The organism is Mesorhizobium sp. M0058 (genome assembly GCF_040323095.1).
Taxonomy (GTDB): domain Bacteria; phylum Pseudomonadota; class Alphaproteobacteria; order Rhizobiales; family Rhizobiaceae; genus Mesorhizobium.
Genome location: NZ_JAMYUQ010000013.1, coordinates 180,854 through 196,473 on the forward strand (window position 1 = coordinate 180,854; position 15,620 = coordinate 196,473).

The window sequence follows — 15,620 nt, forward strand, 5'->3', positions numbered from 1 at the left end:
AGCAGCGGGGTTGGGGTCGGCGCGAGGCCCCCCACCCGGACCTGCGGTCCGACCTCCCCACAAGGGGGAGGTAGGGTTTTGCGCTAGGCAGCGCAGACTTCGCGGATCGAGCTTTCCAGAATGTCGAGCGCCTCGTTCATGACATTGTCCTGGATGGTGATCGGAGCCAGGAAACGGATGACGTTGCCGTAGACGCCGCAGGTCAGCAGGATCAGCCCCTTGTCGAGCGCCTTCAGCCGGATCGCATTGGCGATCTCGGCCGACGGCAGGCCCCTCTTGACGTCGTTGAGCTCGACCGCGTTCATGAAGCCGAGACCCCTGATGTCGACAATCTCGGGCACATCGTCGCGGATCGACTGCAGCCGCTGTTTCAGCCGGGCGCCCAGCGTATTGGCGCGGTCGCACAGCTTTTCGTCCTCGATTACGTCGAGCACGGCGTGTGCTGCGGCGACACCGATCGGGCTGCCGCCATAGGTGCCGCCGAGCCCGCCAGGACCGGGCGCATCCATGATCTCGGCGCGGCCGGTGACCGCCGCCAGCGGGAAGCCGCCGGCCAGGCTTTTCGCCATGGTGGTAATGTCGGCCGCGACCTCATGATGATCCATGGCGAACATCTTGCCGGTGCGGGCAAAGCCGGTCTGCACCTCATCGGCGATCAGCAGCATGCCGTGCTGGTCGCAGAGCTTGCGCAGCGCCGTCAGGAATTCGCGCGGCGCGTCGTAGAAGCCGCCCTCGCCCTGGACCGGCTCGATGATGATGGCGGCAACGCGAGCCGGATCGACATCGGCCTTGAACAGTTTGTCGAGTGCGACCAGCGAATCGGCTGTAGACACGCCGTGCAGCGGCACCGGAAACGGCGCGTGGTAGACGTCGCCCGGCATGGCGCCGAAGCCGACCTTGTAGGGCACGACCTTGCCGGTCAGCGCCATGCCCATGAAGGTGCGGCCGTGGAAGCCGCCGGCAAAGGCGATGACGGCTTGGCGGCCAGTGGCGTTGCGGGCGATCTTGATGGCGTTCTCGACCGCTTCAGCACCCGTAGTGACGAAGATGGTCTTCTTCTCGAACTTGCCGGGCAGCATGCCGTTCAGCCGTTCGGCCAGCCTGACATAGCTCTCATAGGGCACGACCTGGTGGCAGGTATGGGTGAAGCGGTCGAGCTGTGCCTTGACCGCCTCGATCACCCTGGGATGGCGGTGGCCGGTGTTGACGACGGCGATGCCGGAGGAGAAATCGATGTATCGGCGGCCTTCTACATCCCAGATCTCCGAATTCTCGGCGCGGTCGGCATAGATCTGCGTCGTCATGCCGACGCCGCGCGAGATCGACTGGTTCTTGCGCTCAGAAATGGCTGCGTTCTTCATTTCGTCCCTCATCGGGCCGACGCCCGTTCTCGTTAGATGAATGCCAAGGCCTCTTCTGACCTTATTTCACGTTTTCCTCAAGTTGGCACCGCCGCCGGGCGATTGGGCCTGTCGTCGATGCGGGCCACTTCGACAGACCGGTCTTAACCAGCCGACCGATACACGTACGGGGCAGTCCGTGACAGCTCACCCGTCACCGGGAACGGCGAAGCGATCCCGCTCGCCGCGGTGGCGAACTTCCGCTACGACCTCGAACAGCCGACGGTGTGGCGGCGCAACCGCATCCCGATGATCACCGTTCGCGCAGGCCTCGTTGGCGACGTGCTGCCGGCCACCGTCGTCAACGAATTGAAGCCGTCGGTCGACGCCTTCATCGCCAAACTGCCGCCCGGCTATTCCGTTGCAACCGCCGGCTCGGTCGAGGAAAGCGCCAAAAGCCAGGGACCGATCGCAGCGGTGGTGCCGCTGATGCTGTTCGTGATGGCGACCATCCTGATGATCCAGTTGCAAAGTTTTCAGCGCCTGTTCCTGGTCGTGGCGGTGGCGCCGCTCGGCCTGATCGGCGTGGTCGCGGCCCTGGTGCCGAGCGGCGCACCGCTCGGCTTCGTCGCCATTCTGGGCGTCCTGGCGCTGATCGGCATCCTGATCCGCAACTCAGGTGATCCTGATCGTGCAGATCGAGGATCTGGTGGCCGAGGGCCAAGACCGCTGGGAAGCCGTGATCGAAGCGACCGAGCACCGCATGCGGCCGATCGCGCTGACGGCCGCGGCCGCCAGCCTAGCGCTGATCCCGATCGCGCGCGAAGTGTTCTGGGGCCCGATGGCCTACGCCATGATGGGCGGCATCATCGCCGGCACGGCGATCACGCTGCTGTTCCTGCCGGCGCTTTATGTGACGTGGTTCAGGATCAAGGAGCCTAAGCAGGGGGACGAACCATCTGTTCCGGAGAACGGCGAACTGGCGCAAGACCCCGCTTAAGGCTTTGCCGGATCATTCGTTATCGTTAGAGGGTTCGGGGCGCGATTTCGCTCGCTGCCATGGCGATGATTTTGACGTCCGCCAAGCATGCCAGCCTTTTGGCAAGTCGGCCAATGCCAGGATGCTTTCATCCTGCTGCACCACCTCTTGCAGGCCAACGAGCATTATCTCGCGTTCATCCCAATCTCGAGAGTCGCTGCTATAGAATTGCCAACTGCCCCCTTCATCGTTGTAGTTCTCGTCATCGTCAGCTTCATGCACAACGTATGCGATCCAGTCGCCCCGTTTGAATATGCTCTTGTCCGATAGCACCGCGACATTGGGCGGATCTGCAAACTTCCATTCTTCCATGGAATTCCCCAAGCGATTATTCTGCGGAAGAAACTAGTTCACGCCGTCCGAACAAACCCCTCGCTCGCCCTAAGCAAATTGCGTGTGTAATCCTTCTCCACGCGGTGCCCGATCAGCTGGCCCGCCGTCAGGTTCTCCACCGCTTCGCCATTCTGCATCACCATCAGGCGCTCGCACATATGGGTGATGATGGCGAGGTCGTGGCTGACCATCAGGAAGGTCAGCTTGCGCCGACGGCGAACCTCTTCCAGCAGGTTGAGCACTTCCGCCTGCACCGAAGCGTCGAGCGCCGAGGTTGGTTCGTCGAGCAGCAGGATCGACGGTTCGAGGATGAGCGCCCGCGCGATCGCCACGCGCTGACGCTGACCGCCGGAGAGCTGGTGCGCGTAGCGGAAACGGAAACCGTTGCCTAATCCGACCTCGTCGAGGGCGCGCTGGATGCGTTGCTCGCCATCGGCAAAGCCGTGAATGGCGAGCGGCTCCTGTAGCAGGCGGTCGACGGTCTGACGCGGGTGCAGCGAACCATAGGGGTCCTGGAAGACCATCTGCACTTCGCGATAAAAAGCCTTGTCGCGGCGCGCTCCCAGCGTCTTGCCGTTGACCGTGATAGTACCGGATGCGACAGGCACCAGGCCGGCAATGGCTTTGAGCAGCGTCGACTTGCCGGAACCGCTCTCGCCGACCAGGCCGAAGGATTCGCCGGACTTCACCTCGAGGTTCGCCCCTTTCAGCGCGCGAAAACGGTCGAACACCACCTCCAGCCCTTCAATCGAAATGGCTGGCGTCATGCCGCCCACTCCGGCTTGCGGTCGAGCACCGGCAGCGGGTGGCGTTCGTAACCGATCCTGGGCATGCAGTTGAGCAGGCCGCGCGTGTAGGGATGCTGGGCGTCGCGCAGCTCCGACGCCTTGAGCTGCTCGACCACCTTGCCGGCATACATGACGATGACGCGGTCGCAGAAGGAGGCGACCAGCCGCAGATCGTGCGAGATGAAGATCAGACCCATGCCGCGCTCACTGACCAAGCGGTCGAGGATGCCGAGCACATCGAGCTGAACGGTGACGTCGAGCGCCGAGGTCGGCTCGTCGGCGATCATCAGTTCCGGTCCGGCGATCAGCATCATTGCGATCATGGCGCGCTGGCCCATCCCGCCGGACACCTCGTGCGGATGCAGGTCGAAGACACGCGAGGGATCGCGGATCTGCACAGCTTCCAGCATGGCCAGCGCCCGCTCGCGCGCTTCGGCCTTGGAGACCTTTTCATGCGTGCGCAGCGTCTCGACGATCTGGCGGCCGATGCTCATCACCGGGTCGAGCGAATATTTCGGATCCTGCAGGATCATGGCGATGCGTTTGCCGCGCAGCGCCCGGCGCTGGCGGGCGGGTATGTCCAAAAGATCGATGCCGTCCAAGGCGAGCTTCTTGGCCGAAACCAGAGCCTGCGGCGGCGTCAGCCCCATGATGGCGCGGCCGGTCTGCGACTTGCCGGAGCCGCTTTCGCCGACAATGCCCAGCCGCTCTCGGCCGAGCGAGAAGGTGACGCCGCGCACCGCCTGGATGAGGCCGGTCCGAGTCGGGAAGGTGACGCGCAGGTCGTCGACATCGAGAAGTGCACCGCTCATTGGTCACCACTCATTGGTCGCCACTCCGGGGATCGAGCGCATCGCGCAGGCCGTCGCCCAGCAGGTTGAAGCCGAGACTGACGATCAGGATGGCGAAGCCGGGCGCGCCGGCCACCCACCATTGGTCGAGCACGAAGCGACGGCCGGACGCGATCATGGTGCCCCATTCCGGCAGCGGCGGCTGCGCGCCGAGGCCAAGGAAACCGAGGCCGGCGGCGGTGAGGATGATGCCGGCCATATCGAGCGTCACCCGGATGATCAGCGAAGAGATGCAGAGCGGCATGATGTGGCGCAGCACGATGCGGAACGGCGAGGCGCCCATCAATTGCACCGCCTTGATGTAATCGGAATTGCGCACGGTCATCGTCTCGGCCCGCGCAATTCGCGCGTAAGGCGGCCACGAGGTGATGGCGATGGCCAACACCGCGTTTTCGATCCCGGGGCCAAGGGCGGCGACAAAGGCCAGTGCCAGGATCAGCTTGGGGAAGGCGAGGAAGATGTCGGTAATGCGCATCAGAATGGCATCGGTCCAGCCGCCGGCATAGCCGGCGACGGTGCCGACCAAAAGGCCGATGGGGGCTGCGATGACGGCGACAAGAATGACGACGTAGAGCGTCCAGCGCGAGCCGAAAAGAATGCGCGAATAGATATCGCGGCCGAGATCGTCGGTGCCGAACCAATGCGCCGCACTCGGCGCCAAAAGCCGCGCGTTCTTGAGATCGCCGATGGTCGGCGAATAGGGCGCCAGCACATCGGCAAAGGCGGCGACCAGCAGCAGCGCGGTGATGATGAGCAGGCCGAGAAACGCCAGCCGGTTGGCGGAAAAGCGCCGCCAAGCGACGTAGGCGCGGCCGAGCCTTGCCTGCATGCGCGAGGCCGGCCGATCGCTGAGCAGCCAATCGCGGCGCGTTTGGATTGCTTCGGCGCTCATCCTGTCTTCGTCCTCGGATCGAGCACCTTGTAGAGAACATCGGACAGGAGATTGATGCCGATGAACACCGAACCGATGACGATGGTGCCGCCGAGCACGGCGTTCATGTCGGCGTTCTGCAGCGAATTGGTGATGTAGAGGCCGATGCCGGGCCAGGAGAACACCGTCTCGGTCAGCACCGAACCTTCGAGCAGCCCGGCATAGGACAGCGCGATCACCGTGACCATCGGCACCGCGGCGTTGCGCAGCGCATGGCCCCAGATGATTCGCGTTTCAGACAGGCCCTTGGCGCGCGCGGCGACGATGTATTCCTGCGACAGCTCGTTCAGCATGAAGGAGCGCGTCATCCGGCTGATATAGGCGAGCGAGAAATAGCCCAGCAGCCCTGCCGGCAGGATGATGTGGCGGTAAGCGTCGTAGAAGACATCCCACTGGCCCTGCAGCGCGGCGTCGAGCAGGTAGAAGCCGGTGATCGGTGTGAATGTGTACTCGTAGACGATGTCGAGGCGGCCGGGAAAAGCCACCCATTGGAGCTTGGCGTAGAACAGGACAAGCCCCAAAAGCCCGATCCAGAAGATAGGCACGGAATAGCCGATCAGGCCGACAATGCGAACGATCTGGTCGATGAGACTGCCGCGTTTTACCGCTGCCAGCACGCCGAGCGGCACGCCGATCAACGAGCCTATCAAAGTGCCCAAAGTCGCCAGTTCGATCGTTGCCGGAAAGGCACGGCGGATGTCGGTCATCACAGGATTGGTGGTCAGCACAGAGGTGCCGAAATCACCGTTCAGCGCATGCTTGAGATAGATATAGAATTGCTCGATCAACGGCAGGTCGAGCCCCATCTCGCGGCGGGTGCGCTCGACGACATTGGCCGGTGCGCGGTCGCCGAGCACCGCCAGCACCGGATCGATCGGGATGACGCGGCCGATGAAAAAGGTCACCGCGAGCAGGCCGAGATAGGTGGTGACGGCGATGACCAGGAAGCGGCCGATCGCCAACAAGATAGCGACGGCGCGGGCGCTTCCCTGCCCCGCCGTCGCCTGGTTTTCAATCGCGCTCATCAGGGCGCGTCCGCCGGCGCTATTCCTTGGAGACCGGGCCGACGAAGTTGGTGTCGAAGCTCGGACCGAGCGCAAAGCCTTTCAGGTTTTTGCGCAGGCCTGCCACTTCCAATTGCTGGTGGATGATGACGAAGGGGCTGGTGTCGAGGATCGTCTTTTCAAGGCTCTTGTACATATCGGCGCGCTTGCCGGCATCCTTCTCCAGCAAGGCTGCTTCGGTCTGCTTTGTCAGGTCCGGGATGTCCCAGGCATTGCGCCAGGCCAGCGTCTTGGTCTTGCCTTCATCCGAATTGTCCGGGTTTGAGGCAAAGGTCTGGGCGTTGGAGTTCGGATCGAAATAGTCCTGGCCCCACTGGCCGATATAGATGTCATGATTACGGGCGCGGTATTTGGTCAGCGTCTGCTTGCCGTCGCCCGGGATAATTTCCAGCTTGATGCCGGCCTGGCCAAGCGTCTGCTGGATCGATTCCGCCATGCCCGTTGTTGGCTGTCCCGTGCGTACATCCATGGTTACGCTGAAGCCGTCGGCTAGGCCGGCCTTGGTCAGCAGTTCCTTGGCCTTGGCGACGTCGAACTTGAACGGATTTTCGTCCAGTTCGCCCAGCACGCCCTTGGGCAGGAAGGTCTGGTGGATCTCGCCAATGCCCTTGAGGATGGTCGTGCTCAGCGCATCGTAGTCGACCAGATATTTGAACGCCTGGCGAACCTCGGGCTTGGCGAGGTTCGGATTCTTCTGGTTGAGACTGATGTAAAAGACCGTGCCCTTCGGCGCGCTGGTCGTGGTGAGATCGGCATTCTTGGCGATGGCGTCGAGATCGTTCGGCTCGAGGTTGCGGGCAACGTCGATGTCGCCTGCTTCGAGCGCCAGGCGCTGCGCCGAGCTCTCCTTCATGTTGCGGTAGATGACGCGCGCGAGCTTGGCCTTCTCGCCATTGTAATTGTCGTTGCGCTCGAGCACGACGACCTCATTGGCCCGCCATTCGCGCAGCTTGTAGGCGCCGGAGCCGGCATAACCGGTCTTCAGGAAGGCGTTGCCGAAATCGTTGTCCCATTTGTAGTCGGCACTCGGCGTCACCGCGGCGACATGTTCCTTCACCAGCTTTGCGTCGACGACCGAAGCGACCGTTGCCGACAGGCAGTTTAACACGAAGCTCGGCGCATAGGCCTTGTCGACGGTGAACTGGAAGGTGGTATCGTCGACGGCCTTGGCCTTGTCGGCAACATTGTCGCCGCTGATGCCGAACTGGTTGATGATGAATGCCGGCGGCTTGTCCAGCTTGATGGCGCGCTCGAAGGAATAGGCGACATCGGCGGCGGTCAGTGGATTGCCCGAAGCGAACTTTAGGCCGGGCTTGAGCTTGAACGTATAGACCAGACCGTCGTCGGAAACGGTCCAGCTCTCGGCAAGGTCGCCCTTGACCTTGGAGGTGTCGCTGAGGTCGAGGCGGACCAGTAGATCATAGGTGTTGCCGGTGACTTCGGCGGTCGACAGTTCGAATGCCTCGCCCGGATCCATGGAGATGATGTCGTCGATGGCGAAACCTTCGACCAGCGTGTCGGCGGGCGTCACGGCGAAGGCGGGCGCAACGCCTATGAGCAGAGCGGACATGGCAGCACCTGCGAGCCAGACGCGCGAACGTAGAGCAAACTTTTCCATCATCATGATGATTGTTCCCTGTTTTGTTGATTGTTGACCCCGAGTTCCCGGCTCAGGCTGCAGTAATCTTTTTCGCGGCCGGAGGACGACCGTTAGACCCAATACCGTGTTGATTTTTTTCCAGTTGGTCAACACCCTATCCGGCAGCCCTCCAACCGGCAACGGGCATTTTTGCGAGCCGGCATACTGGACCGGAATATGCTGTGCGCGTCGAAGCATGGGCGAGCCAATTGCAGCCGCCGATGGGGAAAAATCTGCTCTTTTCGGTGCTACTTGATGGCAGCAACCAGATCGGCGTCGGGGAAGCAGGTGGCGGGGCGGCCGTTCTTTTCCTGCCAGCTGCCGATCGAGCGGCGGGTCTTGAAGCCGGGCAGGCCGTCGGCGCTGCCGACATCGTAGCCCTTGGCCTCCAGCGCCTGTTGAAGCGCGGCGATGTCGGAACGATGCAGGCCGCCGACCGCACCCCAGCTGCCGACGAAATCAGCATCGCCATGGGCGATGCGGTCAGCGCCATGGCCGATGAACAGGGCGTAGAGGTCGCTGGTGTTGTATTGCTTCAACACGTAAAAATTCGGCGTGGCGATGAAGGCCGGACCGCTGCGTCCGGCCGGCATCAAAAGGAACCCTTCCGCCTTCAGTTCGTTGGCCGGAAAGGCTTTGCCGCCGACACGGCTGATTCCCATCGCCGCCCAGGCTGAGATCTTCTTGCCCTGGTCGGGACCTTCGAGCGAGCAGGAAACGCTTTCCGGAACCGTCACCTCGAAGCCCCAGCCACGCCCCTTCCCCCAGCCATAGTGGACGAGATAGTTGGCGATCGAGGCCAGCACATCAGGCGTCGAATTCCAGATGTCGGGGTGGCCGTCGCCGTCGTAGTCGACGGCGTGCTTCAGGAACGAGGTCGGCATGAATTGCGGCTGGCCGAGCGCGCCGGCCCAGGACGATTTCATGGCGCCGACCGGCGCCAACCCATGCTCGACGATCTCGAGCGCCGCCAGCACTTCGGTGCGGAAGAAGTCTTTCTTGGTCGACATGAAGGCCTTGGTGCCGAGCACTTCGAAAGCGTCGTAGGGCATTTTCGCCGCGCCGAAGCCGGTCTCGCGGCCCCAGATCGCCAACAGTATCTCGCCCGGGACACCGTAGCGCTTTTCGATCGCAGCCAGCGTCTTGGCGTTGGCCGCCTCGCGCGTGCGCCCACCTGACGTGACGGCGCGCACCGTCTTTTCGGCGAAATAGGCGCCGGGCGAACCGAACTCCGCCTGATGCTGCTTCTGCGGCGTGTTGGGCTTTTCGCCGGGCAGAACGAGGTCGGGCAGTTTGAGGTTCGGCTTCACGCCGTCGAAAGCGGCGTCGAAGGTGGATTTGGAGATGCCTTTGGTCTGGGCTTCCGGCCAGAGATCGGTTTGCAGCCAGGCGCGGAACTGGTCGTCGATTTTGGCGGCGGAGGCGGGGGCTACAAAAAGCAGGGCAACAAGGGATGCGAGAAGCGCAACGAGCGCCAATCGGAAAGGTCCGCTTTCTGTCGCGCCCCCCTCTGTCCTGCCGGACATCTCCCCCACAAGGGGAGAGATTGGCTGTCGCTTCGGTTTTCGCCAACCACCAGCGTTGAAAGAAGAATGCCGCCCGAGAAGCTGCTGATCTCCCCCCTTGAGGGGGAGATGTCCGGCAGGACAGAGGGGGGTGTTTGGCGCAAACCTCGAAGAATGCGAAGCTTTCATGTCGCACATCCTGCCCGCCAATTGCGTCAAAACGCCGTCCGCGATCGCAACGCGGCTGCCAGCGTACCCTCATCCAGATAATCAAGCTCGCCGCCAACCGGCACGCCATGGGCAAGTCGTGTCACCTTGACCTCGAAGCCCGACAACTGGTCGGTGAGATAGTGCGCCGTCGTCTGGCCCTCGACGGTGGCATTGACGGCAAGGATCACCTCCTTCACCTCGCCGCCGGCAACGCGGTCGACCAGCGAGCGCACGTTGAGCTGTTCGGGACCGATGCCGTCGAGCGGCGACAGCGTGCCGCCGAGCACGTGGTAGCGCACATTCATGGCCGCCGCCCGCTCCAGCGCCCAGAGATCGGAGACATCCTCGACCACGATCAGCGTCGAGGCATCGCGGCGCGGATCGGTGCAGATCATGCAAGGGTCGGAGGTATCGACATTGCCGCAGATCGTGCAGATGCGCACCTTGTCGGCGGCTTCAGCCATGGCGGCGGCGAGCGGCGACAAAAGCTGCTCCTTCTTCTTGATGAGGTGCAGTGCCGCACGCCTGGCCGAACGCGGCCCTAGTCCCGGGACCTTGGCCAGGAGCTGGATCAGGCGTTCGATCTCGGGACCGGCGATTCGCTTCGACATCGCACTGATCTAGGATTTTTCCGCGCGCTTTGAAACATGCCGCATACGCACCGAGCCCGCCATGCTGCCATGGCGGGCTTGGAAACTGTTTTAGGCGTCAGTAAGCTGACGCTGGCCGGGTCTGGTCGACGATCATTGCGCCGATAGCGTCGGTGTTCTCAGGCGTCGACTGGAAGCCCATCGACGCTTCCTGCGTTGCCGATGGAACCGAGGTGATGTAGCGGGCGTTCAGCGTGCCGCCGAAACGCGAGGCATCGGGCTCGGCCATCGGCTCCTGCATCGCCACCTCCGTCTGCTTGGCGGCGATGCGGACGCTCTTGGCGGGCGCCGCGGAAGCCGTCACATAGGTCTGCTCGGCTGGGGCACGTGTCGCCTTGGCTGCGCGAACCGCCGCGGCCTGCTTGGCAGGATCTGGACGGACAATGGTCTTCACCACCGGCTCGGCGTAGGCAACCTGCACCGGCGCTTCAGGCACAGGCGCGCGCGGCTGCGCCGAGGCAACCATGGTCGTGGATTCATCCGGCAGCGGCTGCCAGTTGCGACCGCGCTTCTCGTAGAAGGCGTTGCCGCCGGCAACCATGGTGTAATGCATGTTCTTGTAGGGGAACCTCAGTCCGGCGGTGTGGAAGTACATCGTGTTCTTCAGCTTGGCCTTGCGCTCGCCCTTGAGCACCGCATCGGCGGCCTCCTCGACATCGGGCATCGCTTTCGAATTCATCGCCCGCGTCATCACGCCGGGCGCGAACTGGCCCGGTTCGCCAACCACTTGGCAAATGGTGCTGCCATGATTGCCGGAGCGCAGCCGGTTCATCACCACCGTGCCGACGGCGATCATGCCGTCACGGCTCGAGCGGTTGGACTCGAAGAACATCGCCCGCTCCAGGCATTCCTTCTCCTTCGGCGTGTTGCGGTAGGCGCGCGTCGAAAGGAAGCTGGGCGTGATGGCGTCGGTCAGGCTGGCGACCGACAGGCCATGCGAAGACGTAGTCTGGCTGCAACCCGCCAGGAACATAGGGGAGAAGATGATGCCGAGCAGAAGCGGCGTCTTCCATCGCGTCGCGATCAACAAAAATGCCTCATTGTCCAGATGCCAGCCCGACCCGCGATGTGGAAAGAATGAGACTCTTAAAGGCAAAAAGATGGCTAAAGGATTAGCTTTCGTGCAGCATAGGTAAAACTTTATAAATGGCCGGATATGTCCGCGTGAGCAAAGCCGGAGAAAGTCTTAACGACAGCCTCCGCAGCCGATTTCCCTTCATAATCAATTAACTGGTTGGAGCCGGCTCAGAACGGCAATTTCATTCCGGGCGGGATCGGCAAGCCTGCCGTCAGCGCCTTGGTCTTCTCCTGCATAATCTGCTCGACCTTATTTTTGGCGTCATTGTGAGCGGCAAGCAGCAGGTCTTCGAGGATCTCGACCTCGTCCTCCTTGAACAGCGACGGATCGATCTTCAGCGACTTCATCTCGAACTTGCCGGTCAGCGTGACATTGACCAGCCCGCCTCCGGCCTGCCCGCTTGCTTCTATCGTGGCGATCTCGTCCTGCATGGCCTGGAACTTGGCCTGCATTTCCTTCGCCTTGCCCATCAGGCCGAGAAGATCTTTCATGGTCGGGTCCTTTGCGGATTCGTGGCTATGGTCAGGTTTCGTCGTCGTCCGGCGGCGGCTCGACCGGCGCTTCGGCCTTGTCGGTGTCGACTTCCGGCGCGTCGGGAATGCGCACGTCGATGATCTTGGCGCCGGGAAAGCGCGCCAGGATGGCGGCCACAGCCGGATCGCTTTTCGCGTCGGAGAAAGCAGTCTCGCGCCTGGTCGATTCCATCTCGGCCAGCGTTTGGCCGCCCTCTTCCTTCGACAATGACACCAGCCAGTTGCGGCCGGTCCAGGCGCGCAGCTTCGTCGTCAAGTCGTTGAGCAGCATCTTGGGCGCATCGGCGGTCAGGCCGACGTCGATACGGCCGGGCTCGATGCGCACCAGGCGAATACAGCTCTTGACCAGCACCTTGAAGGCGATGTCACGCTGCGCGTCGGCAAGAGCGACAATATCGGCCAGCGATTTCAGCGGCGGCGATTGCGGCTCGACGACCGGCTGCGGAGGCGCGACAAAGGCGACCGGGGGCGCGTCGACCAATCGCATGGTTTGCGCACCGGCTGGCCCGGACGGCATCCGGGTCTGCGCTACCGCGCTGGCGCCGCCGCCATTGCCGGCATTTACCGGCGCACCATTCGGGCGTGACGCACCACCGGACGCCGGAGCGCCGCTCTCCAGAGATTTCAACGCCTCGTCCAGCGTCGGCAGGTCGGCGGCATGCGCCAGCCGGATCAGCACCATCTCGCCGGCGCTGACCGGTCGGTTGGACGACTGCACCTCGGGAATGCCTTTCAAGAGCATCTGCCAGGTTCGCGACAGAACCTTGACCGACAGCGTGCTGGCGAAGTCGGCGCCGCGGCGGCGCTCATCCTCGGACAGGGAAGCGTCGTCGGCAGCCGTCGGCACGAAGCGCAGCCGGGTGACGAGGTGGTTGAATTCGGCCAGATCGGTCAGCACGGCAGCCGGATCGGCGCCGGTGTCGTACTGGTTGCGGAATTCGGCAAGGGCGGCCGCCACATCGCCCTTCATGACATGTTCGAACAGGTCGACGATGCGGGCGCGGTCGGCGAGACCCAGCATGGCGCGCACCGCTTCGGCGCTGACGGCGCCGCCGCCATGGGCGATTGCCTGGTCGAGAATGGAGAGCGAATCGCGGGCCGAGCCTTCGGCGGCGCGCGCGATCATCGCCAGCGCGTCGTCGTCTACCGATATGCCTTCCTTGCCGGCAATGGAGGCGAGATGCGCGACCAGTGCGCCGGCATCGATGCGTCTCAGGTCGAAACGCTGGCAGCGCGACAGCACGGTGATCGGCACCTTGCGGATTTCGGTGGTGGCAAAGATGAATTTGACGTGCGGGGGCGGCTCTTCCAGCGTCTTCAACAGGCCGTTGAAGGCCTGGGTGGAGAGCATGTGCACTTCGTCGATGATGTAGACTTTGTAGCGCGCCGACACCGGGGCATAGCGCACGCGCTCGATAATGTCCCTGATGTCGTCGATGCCGGTATGCGACGCGGCGTCCATCTCGATGACGTCGACATGGCGGCCTTCCATGATCGCCTGGCAGTGCTCGCCCAGGAGGGCGAGGTCGACCGAGGGATGGTCGACCGTCGGCGTCTTGTAGTTGAGCGCCCGCGCCAGGATGCGCGCCGTCGTGGTCTTACCGACGCCGCGCACGCCGGTCAGCATCCAGGCCTGGGCGATGCGGCCTGTGGAGAAAGCGTTGGTCAAAGTGCGGACCATCGGCTCCTGGCCGATCAGTTCGGAGAAATTCGACGGACGATATTTGCGCGCCAGCACGCGATAGGCGACGGCCTTTTGCTTCTCCAGGTTTTCGGGGTCCGAATTTCCGGCTTCGCTCATTCGCCCGTAAAGCTCCAAAAGGCCGCGTCTCAGCGTAGCCGATTCCTGCTAGATCGTTTCACCGTTTTCTGAAACGGCAAACCGCTCTACCCTTTGCTTTAACGCAATTCCGGACGGGAAACCGCTCACACTTTCCCTGGAATTGCTCCAATAGTCTCGCCCGCGCTGCAATGCGTCGTCAATGTCGCGAGAGGGGCCGATGAGGTGGGAGGCTGGAACAATGACCCGTTCCGGGCTCGTTAGGGCTGCTTCCTTCCGGACCTGACCCGGTTGGCGAGTGGATCGTCCACCACCAACCTCCCGCGTTCCATATCGGCAATTCATCGATCAAATGCAAGGGTGCATTGAGAATCGGATGCCCGTGAACTCCGCCGCTCAATGAATCGCTTGCAGCCCCCGTGCAGCCGCTCTAGCGTCATGAGTTTGGGAATAATGCGAGAAGCGCAAGGGAAACGCCAATGCTACCGGGCCTCAAGGCCGGATTCACGCTCGACTCCAGGCTGGAGGCGGATAGCGAGCAGCTGATGTGGCTCGGCCTGTGCGAGCTCAGGGTGATGAACGATAGCCGCTGGCCATGGCTGGTCCTGGTGCCGCAGCGGCCGGGGGCCGAAGAAATCCACGACATGACGCCGCTCGACCAGGCGATGTTGACGTTCGAAACCAACATGGTGGCGCAGGCGCTGAAAAGAACCACGGGCTGCACCAAGATCAACACCGGCGCGCTCGGCAACATCGTTCGGCAATTGCATGTCCACGTCATCGCCCGCTCGGAAGGCGATCCGGGCTGGCCGGGGCCGGTGTGGGGGCACGGCATGCGCGAGCCCTATGAGCGTTCAGGCATCCGCCAGTTTGCGCAACAGATCAAGGCGGCGCTATAAGCCGCCTGTGTCCATCCCTAGACGTTCGAGCTTCCATGACCTTTCGCCTTTTTGACGCGCCCTTGCGCGAACCGAGCCAGTTCGTCGGCTTCGCCGGAAACACGATTGATCGGCAATCCGAGAACCGCGCCGACGATTCCGTCGAAAGGGCGTTGGCCGATCCCTCGGCACGTCTTCTGCCGATGCATGGCGGACGGCTGTATCTGAAATTGCACGATGGCAGCTTCGACCCTTGGTTCGATCTGGCTGAGGGCCAGAAGCTGCAGCCATCACTCGCACAAGGCGTGCTGCTTGGCTTTGCCGAGAGCGGCCCGGTACTTGCCGTGCCGGTCGGCCTCGATCCCGAACAGCTGCCGGAGACCATGAAGGCGATCGATTATCGCTCGGTCTATATGCAGGGGCTGATCGACGAGGCGGCAGCGGGCGCGCTGGCGCAAGGCGCCGCCCTGCTTGCCTGGCATGCCACCCATCGCTTCTGCAGCAAATGCGGCCATGAATCGCAAATGCGGGCCGGCGGCTACAAGCGCCATTGCCCAAATTGCGGCACCGAGCACTTTCCACGCACCGATCCGGTGGCGATTATGCTGACGGCGACGCGGGAAAAATGCCTGCTCGGCCGCGGCCGACATTTCGGGCCCGGCATGTACTCGGCGCTTGCCGGCTTCATCGAGCCGGGCGAGACGATCGAGGCGGCGGTGCGCCGCGAAACGCTGGAGGAAGCCGGCATCCGGCTCGGCCGCGTCGTCTACCATGCCAGCCAACCCTGGCCGTTCCCCTATTCGCTGATGATCGGCTGTTTCGGCGAACCGCTCAATGACGACATCCAGGCCGATCTCAACGAGTTGGAAGATTGCCGCTGGTTTTTTCGCGACGAGGTGCGTTCCATGCTGGAGAGGACGCACAAGGACAATCTGGTCACGCCGCCGAAAGGCGCGATCGCGCATCATCTGATCCGCGCCTGGGTCGACAGCGAATAAGAC

At 62.9% G+C, this 15,620-nt stretch carries 14 protein-coding genes, 1 other RNA gene and 1 pseudogene; 3 read left to right on the forward strand and 13 right to left on the reverse strand.

What is annotated here, in order from left to right; genetic code table 11:
• Positions 1-83: 83 nt before the first annotated feature.
• Complete coding sequence (locus NKJ75_RS23150; RefSeq protein ID WP_023738174.1) at positions 84-1,361, reverse strand: 4-aminobutyrate--2-oxoglutarate transaminase; 1,278 nt, start codon at positions 1,359-1,361, stop codon at positions 84-86.
• 195 nt (positions 1,362-1,556) lie between these two features.
• Between NKJ75_RS23150 and NKJ75_RS23155 the strand changes: the two are divergent.
• A pseudogene (locus tag NKJ75_RS23155) lies at positions 1,557-2,340 on the forward strand (efflux RND transporter permease subunit); the annotation flags it as partial.
• A 12-nt stretch (positions 2,341-2,352) separates the two neighbouring features.
• Here the strand turns inward: NKJ75_RS23155 and NKJ75_RS23160 are convergent.
• The 12 genes from NKJ75_RS23160 to ffs form a co-directional block, all read right to left on the reverse strand.
• Positions 2,353-2,691: a DUF2185 domain-containing protein gene (locus NKJ75_RS23160; RefSeq protein WP_023696743.1), complete on the reverse strand. Its 339-nt coding sequence runs from the start codon at positions 2,689-2,691 to the stop codon at positions 2,353-2,355.
• A gap of 38 nt (positions 2,692-2,729) precedes the next feature.
• Positions 2,730-3,479, reverse strand: a complete 750-nt coding sequence (locus tag NKJ75_RS23165; protein WP_023669527.1) for an ABC transporter ATP-binding protein — start codon at positions 3,477-3,479, stop codon at positions 2,730-2,732.
• A complete protein-coding gene (locus NKJ75_RS23170) occupies positions 3,476-4,312 on the reverse strand; it encodes an ABC transporter ATP-binding protein (protein ID WP_023669526.1) in 837 nt (278 codons plus the stop codon). The genes NKJ75_RS23165 and NKJ75_RS23170 overlap by 4 nt, the downstream gene beginning before the upstream one ends.
• Positions 4,313-4,322: 10 nt before the next feature.
• On the reverse strand, positions 4,323-5,243 hold the full coding sequence (gene nikC / locus NKJ75_RS23175) for a nickel transporter permease (RefSeq protein WP_023745258.1): 921 nt from the start codon (positions 5,241-5,243) through the stop codon (positions 4,323-4,325).
• The gene (locus tag NKJ75_RS23180) at positions 5,240-6,307 is read right to left on the reverse strand and encodes an ABC transporter permease (protein ID WP_023669524.1); all 1,068 of its coding nucleotides are present in this window, start codon (positions 6,305-6,307) and stop codon (positions 5,240-5,242) included. The genes nikC and NKJ75_RS23180 overlap by 4 nt, the downstream gene beginning before the upstream one ends.
• A gap of 19 nt (positions 6,308-6,326) precedes the next feature.
• Positions 6,327-7,970 carry an ABC transporter substrate-binding protein gene (locus tag NKJ75_RS23185; RefSeq protein ID WP_023682026.1) on the reverse strand — a complete coding sequence of 548 codons (1,644 nt, stop codon included), beginning with the start codon at positions 7,968-7,970 and terminating at the stop codon, positions 6,327-6,329.
• A gap of 263 nt (positions 7,971-8,233) precedes the next feature.
• Positions 8,234-9,511, reverse strand: coding sequence for a lytic murein transglycosylase (locus NKJ75_RS23190; protein WP_023745257.1), 1,278 nt, complete (start codon positions 9,509-9,511; stop codon positions 8,234-8,236).
• Between the two features lie 194 nt (positions 9,512-9,705).
• Entirely contained in the window at positions 9,706-10,311 is a 606-nt protein-coding gene (gene recR / locus NKJ75_RS23195; protein ID WP_023745256.1) for a recombination mediator RecR, read from the reverse strand.
• 97 nt (positions 10,312-10,408) lie between these two features.
• Positions 10,409-11,377, reverse strand: a complete 969-nt coding sequence (locus tag NKJ75_RS23200) for a cell wall hydrolase (protein WP_023745255.1) — start codon at positions 11,375-11,377, stop codon at positions 10,409-10,411.
• A gap of 218 nt (positions 11,378-11,595) precedes the next feature.
• On the reverse strand, positions 11,596-11,919 hold the full coding sequence (locus NKJ75_RS23205) for a YbaB/EbfC family nucleoid-associated protein (RefSeq protein WP_023669519.1): 324 nt from the start codon (positions 11,917-11,919) through the stop codon (positions 11,596-11,598).
• 31 nt (positions 11,920-11,950) lie between these two features.
• Positions 11,951-13,762: a DNA polymerase III subunit gamma/tau gene (locus tag NKJ75_RS23210; RefSeq protein WP_023745254.1), complete on the reverse strand. Its 1,812-nt coding sequence runs from the start codon at positions 13,760-13,762 to the stop codon at positions 11,951-11,953.
• 204 nt (positions 13,763-13,966) lie between these two features.
• Positions 13,967-14,063, reverse strand: an RNA gene (ffs, locus tag NKJ75_RS23215) — signal recognition particle sRNA small type.
• 157 nt (positions 14,064-14,220) lie between these two features.
• On the opposite strand from ffs, the gene NKJ75_RS23220 reads away from it, so the two are divergent.
• Positions 14,221-14,640, forward strand: coding sequence for an HIT domain-containing protein (locus NKJ75_RS23220; protein ID WP_023682032.1), 420 nt, complete (start codon positions 14,221-14,223; stop codon positions 14,638-14,640).
• A 35-nt stretch (positions 14,641-14,675) separates the two neighbouring features.
• A complete protein-coding gene (gene nudC, locus NKJ75_RS23225; RefSeq protein ID WP_023712582.1) occupies positions 14,676-15,617 on the forward strand; it encodes an NAD(+) diphosphatase in 942 nt (313 codons plus the stop codon).
• Positions 15,618-15,620 lie beyond the last annotated feature (3 nt).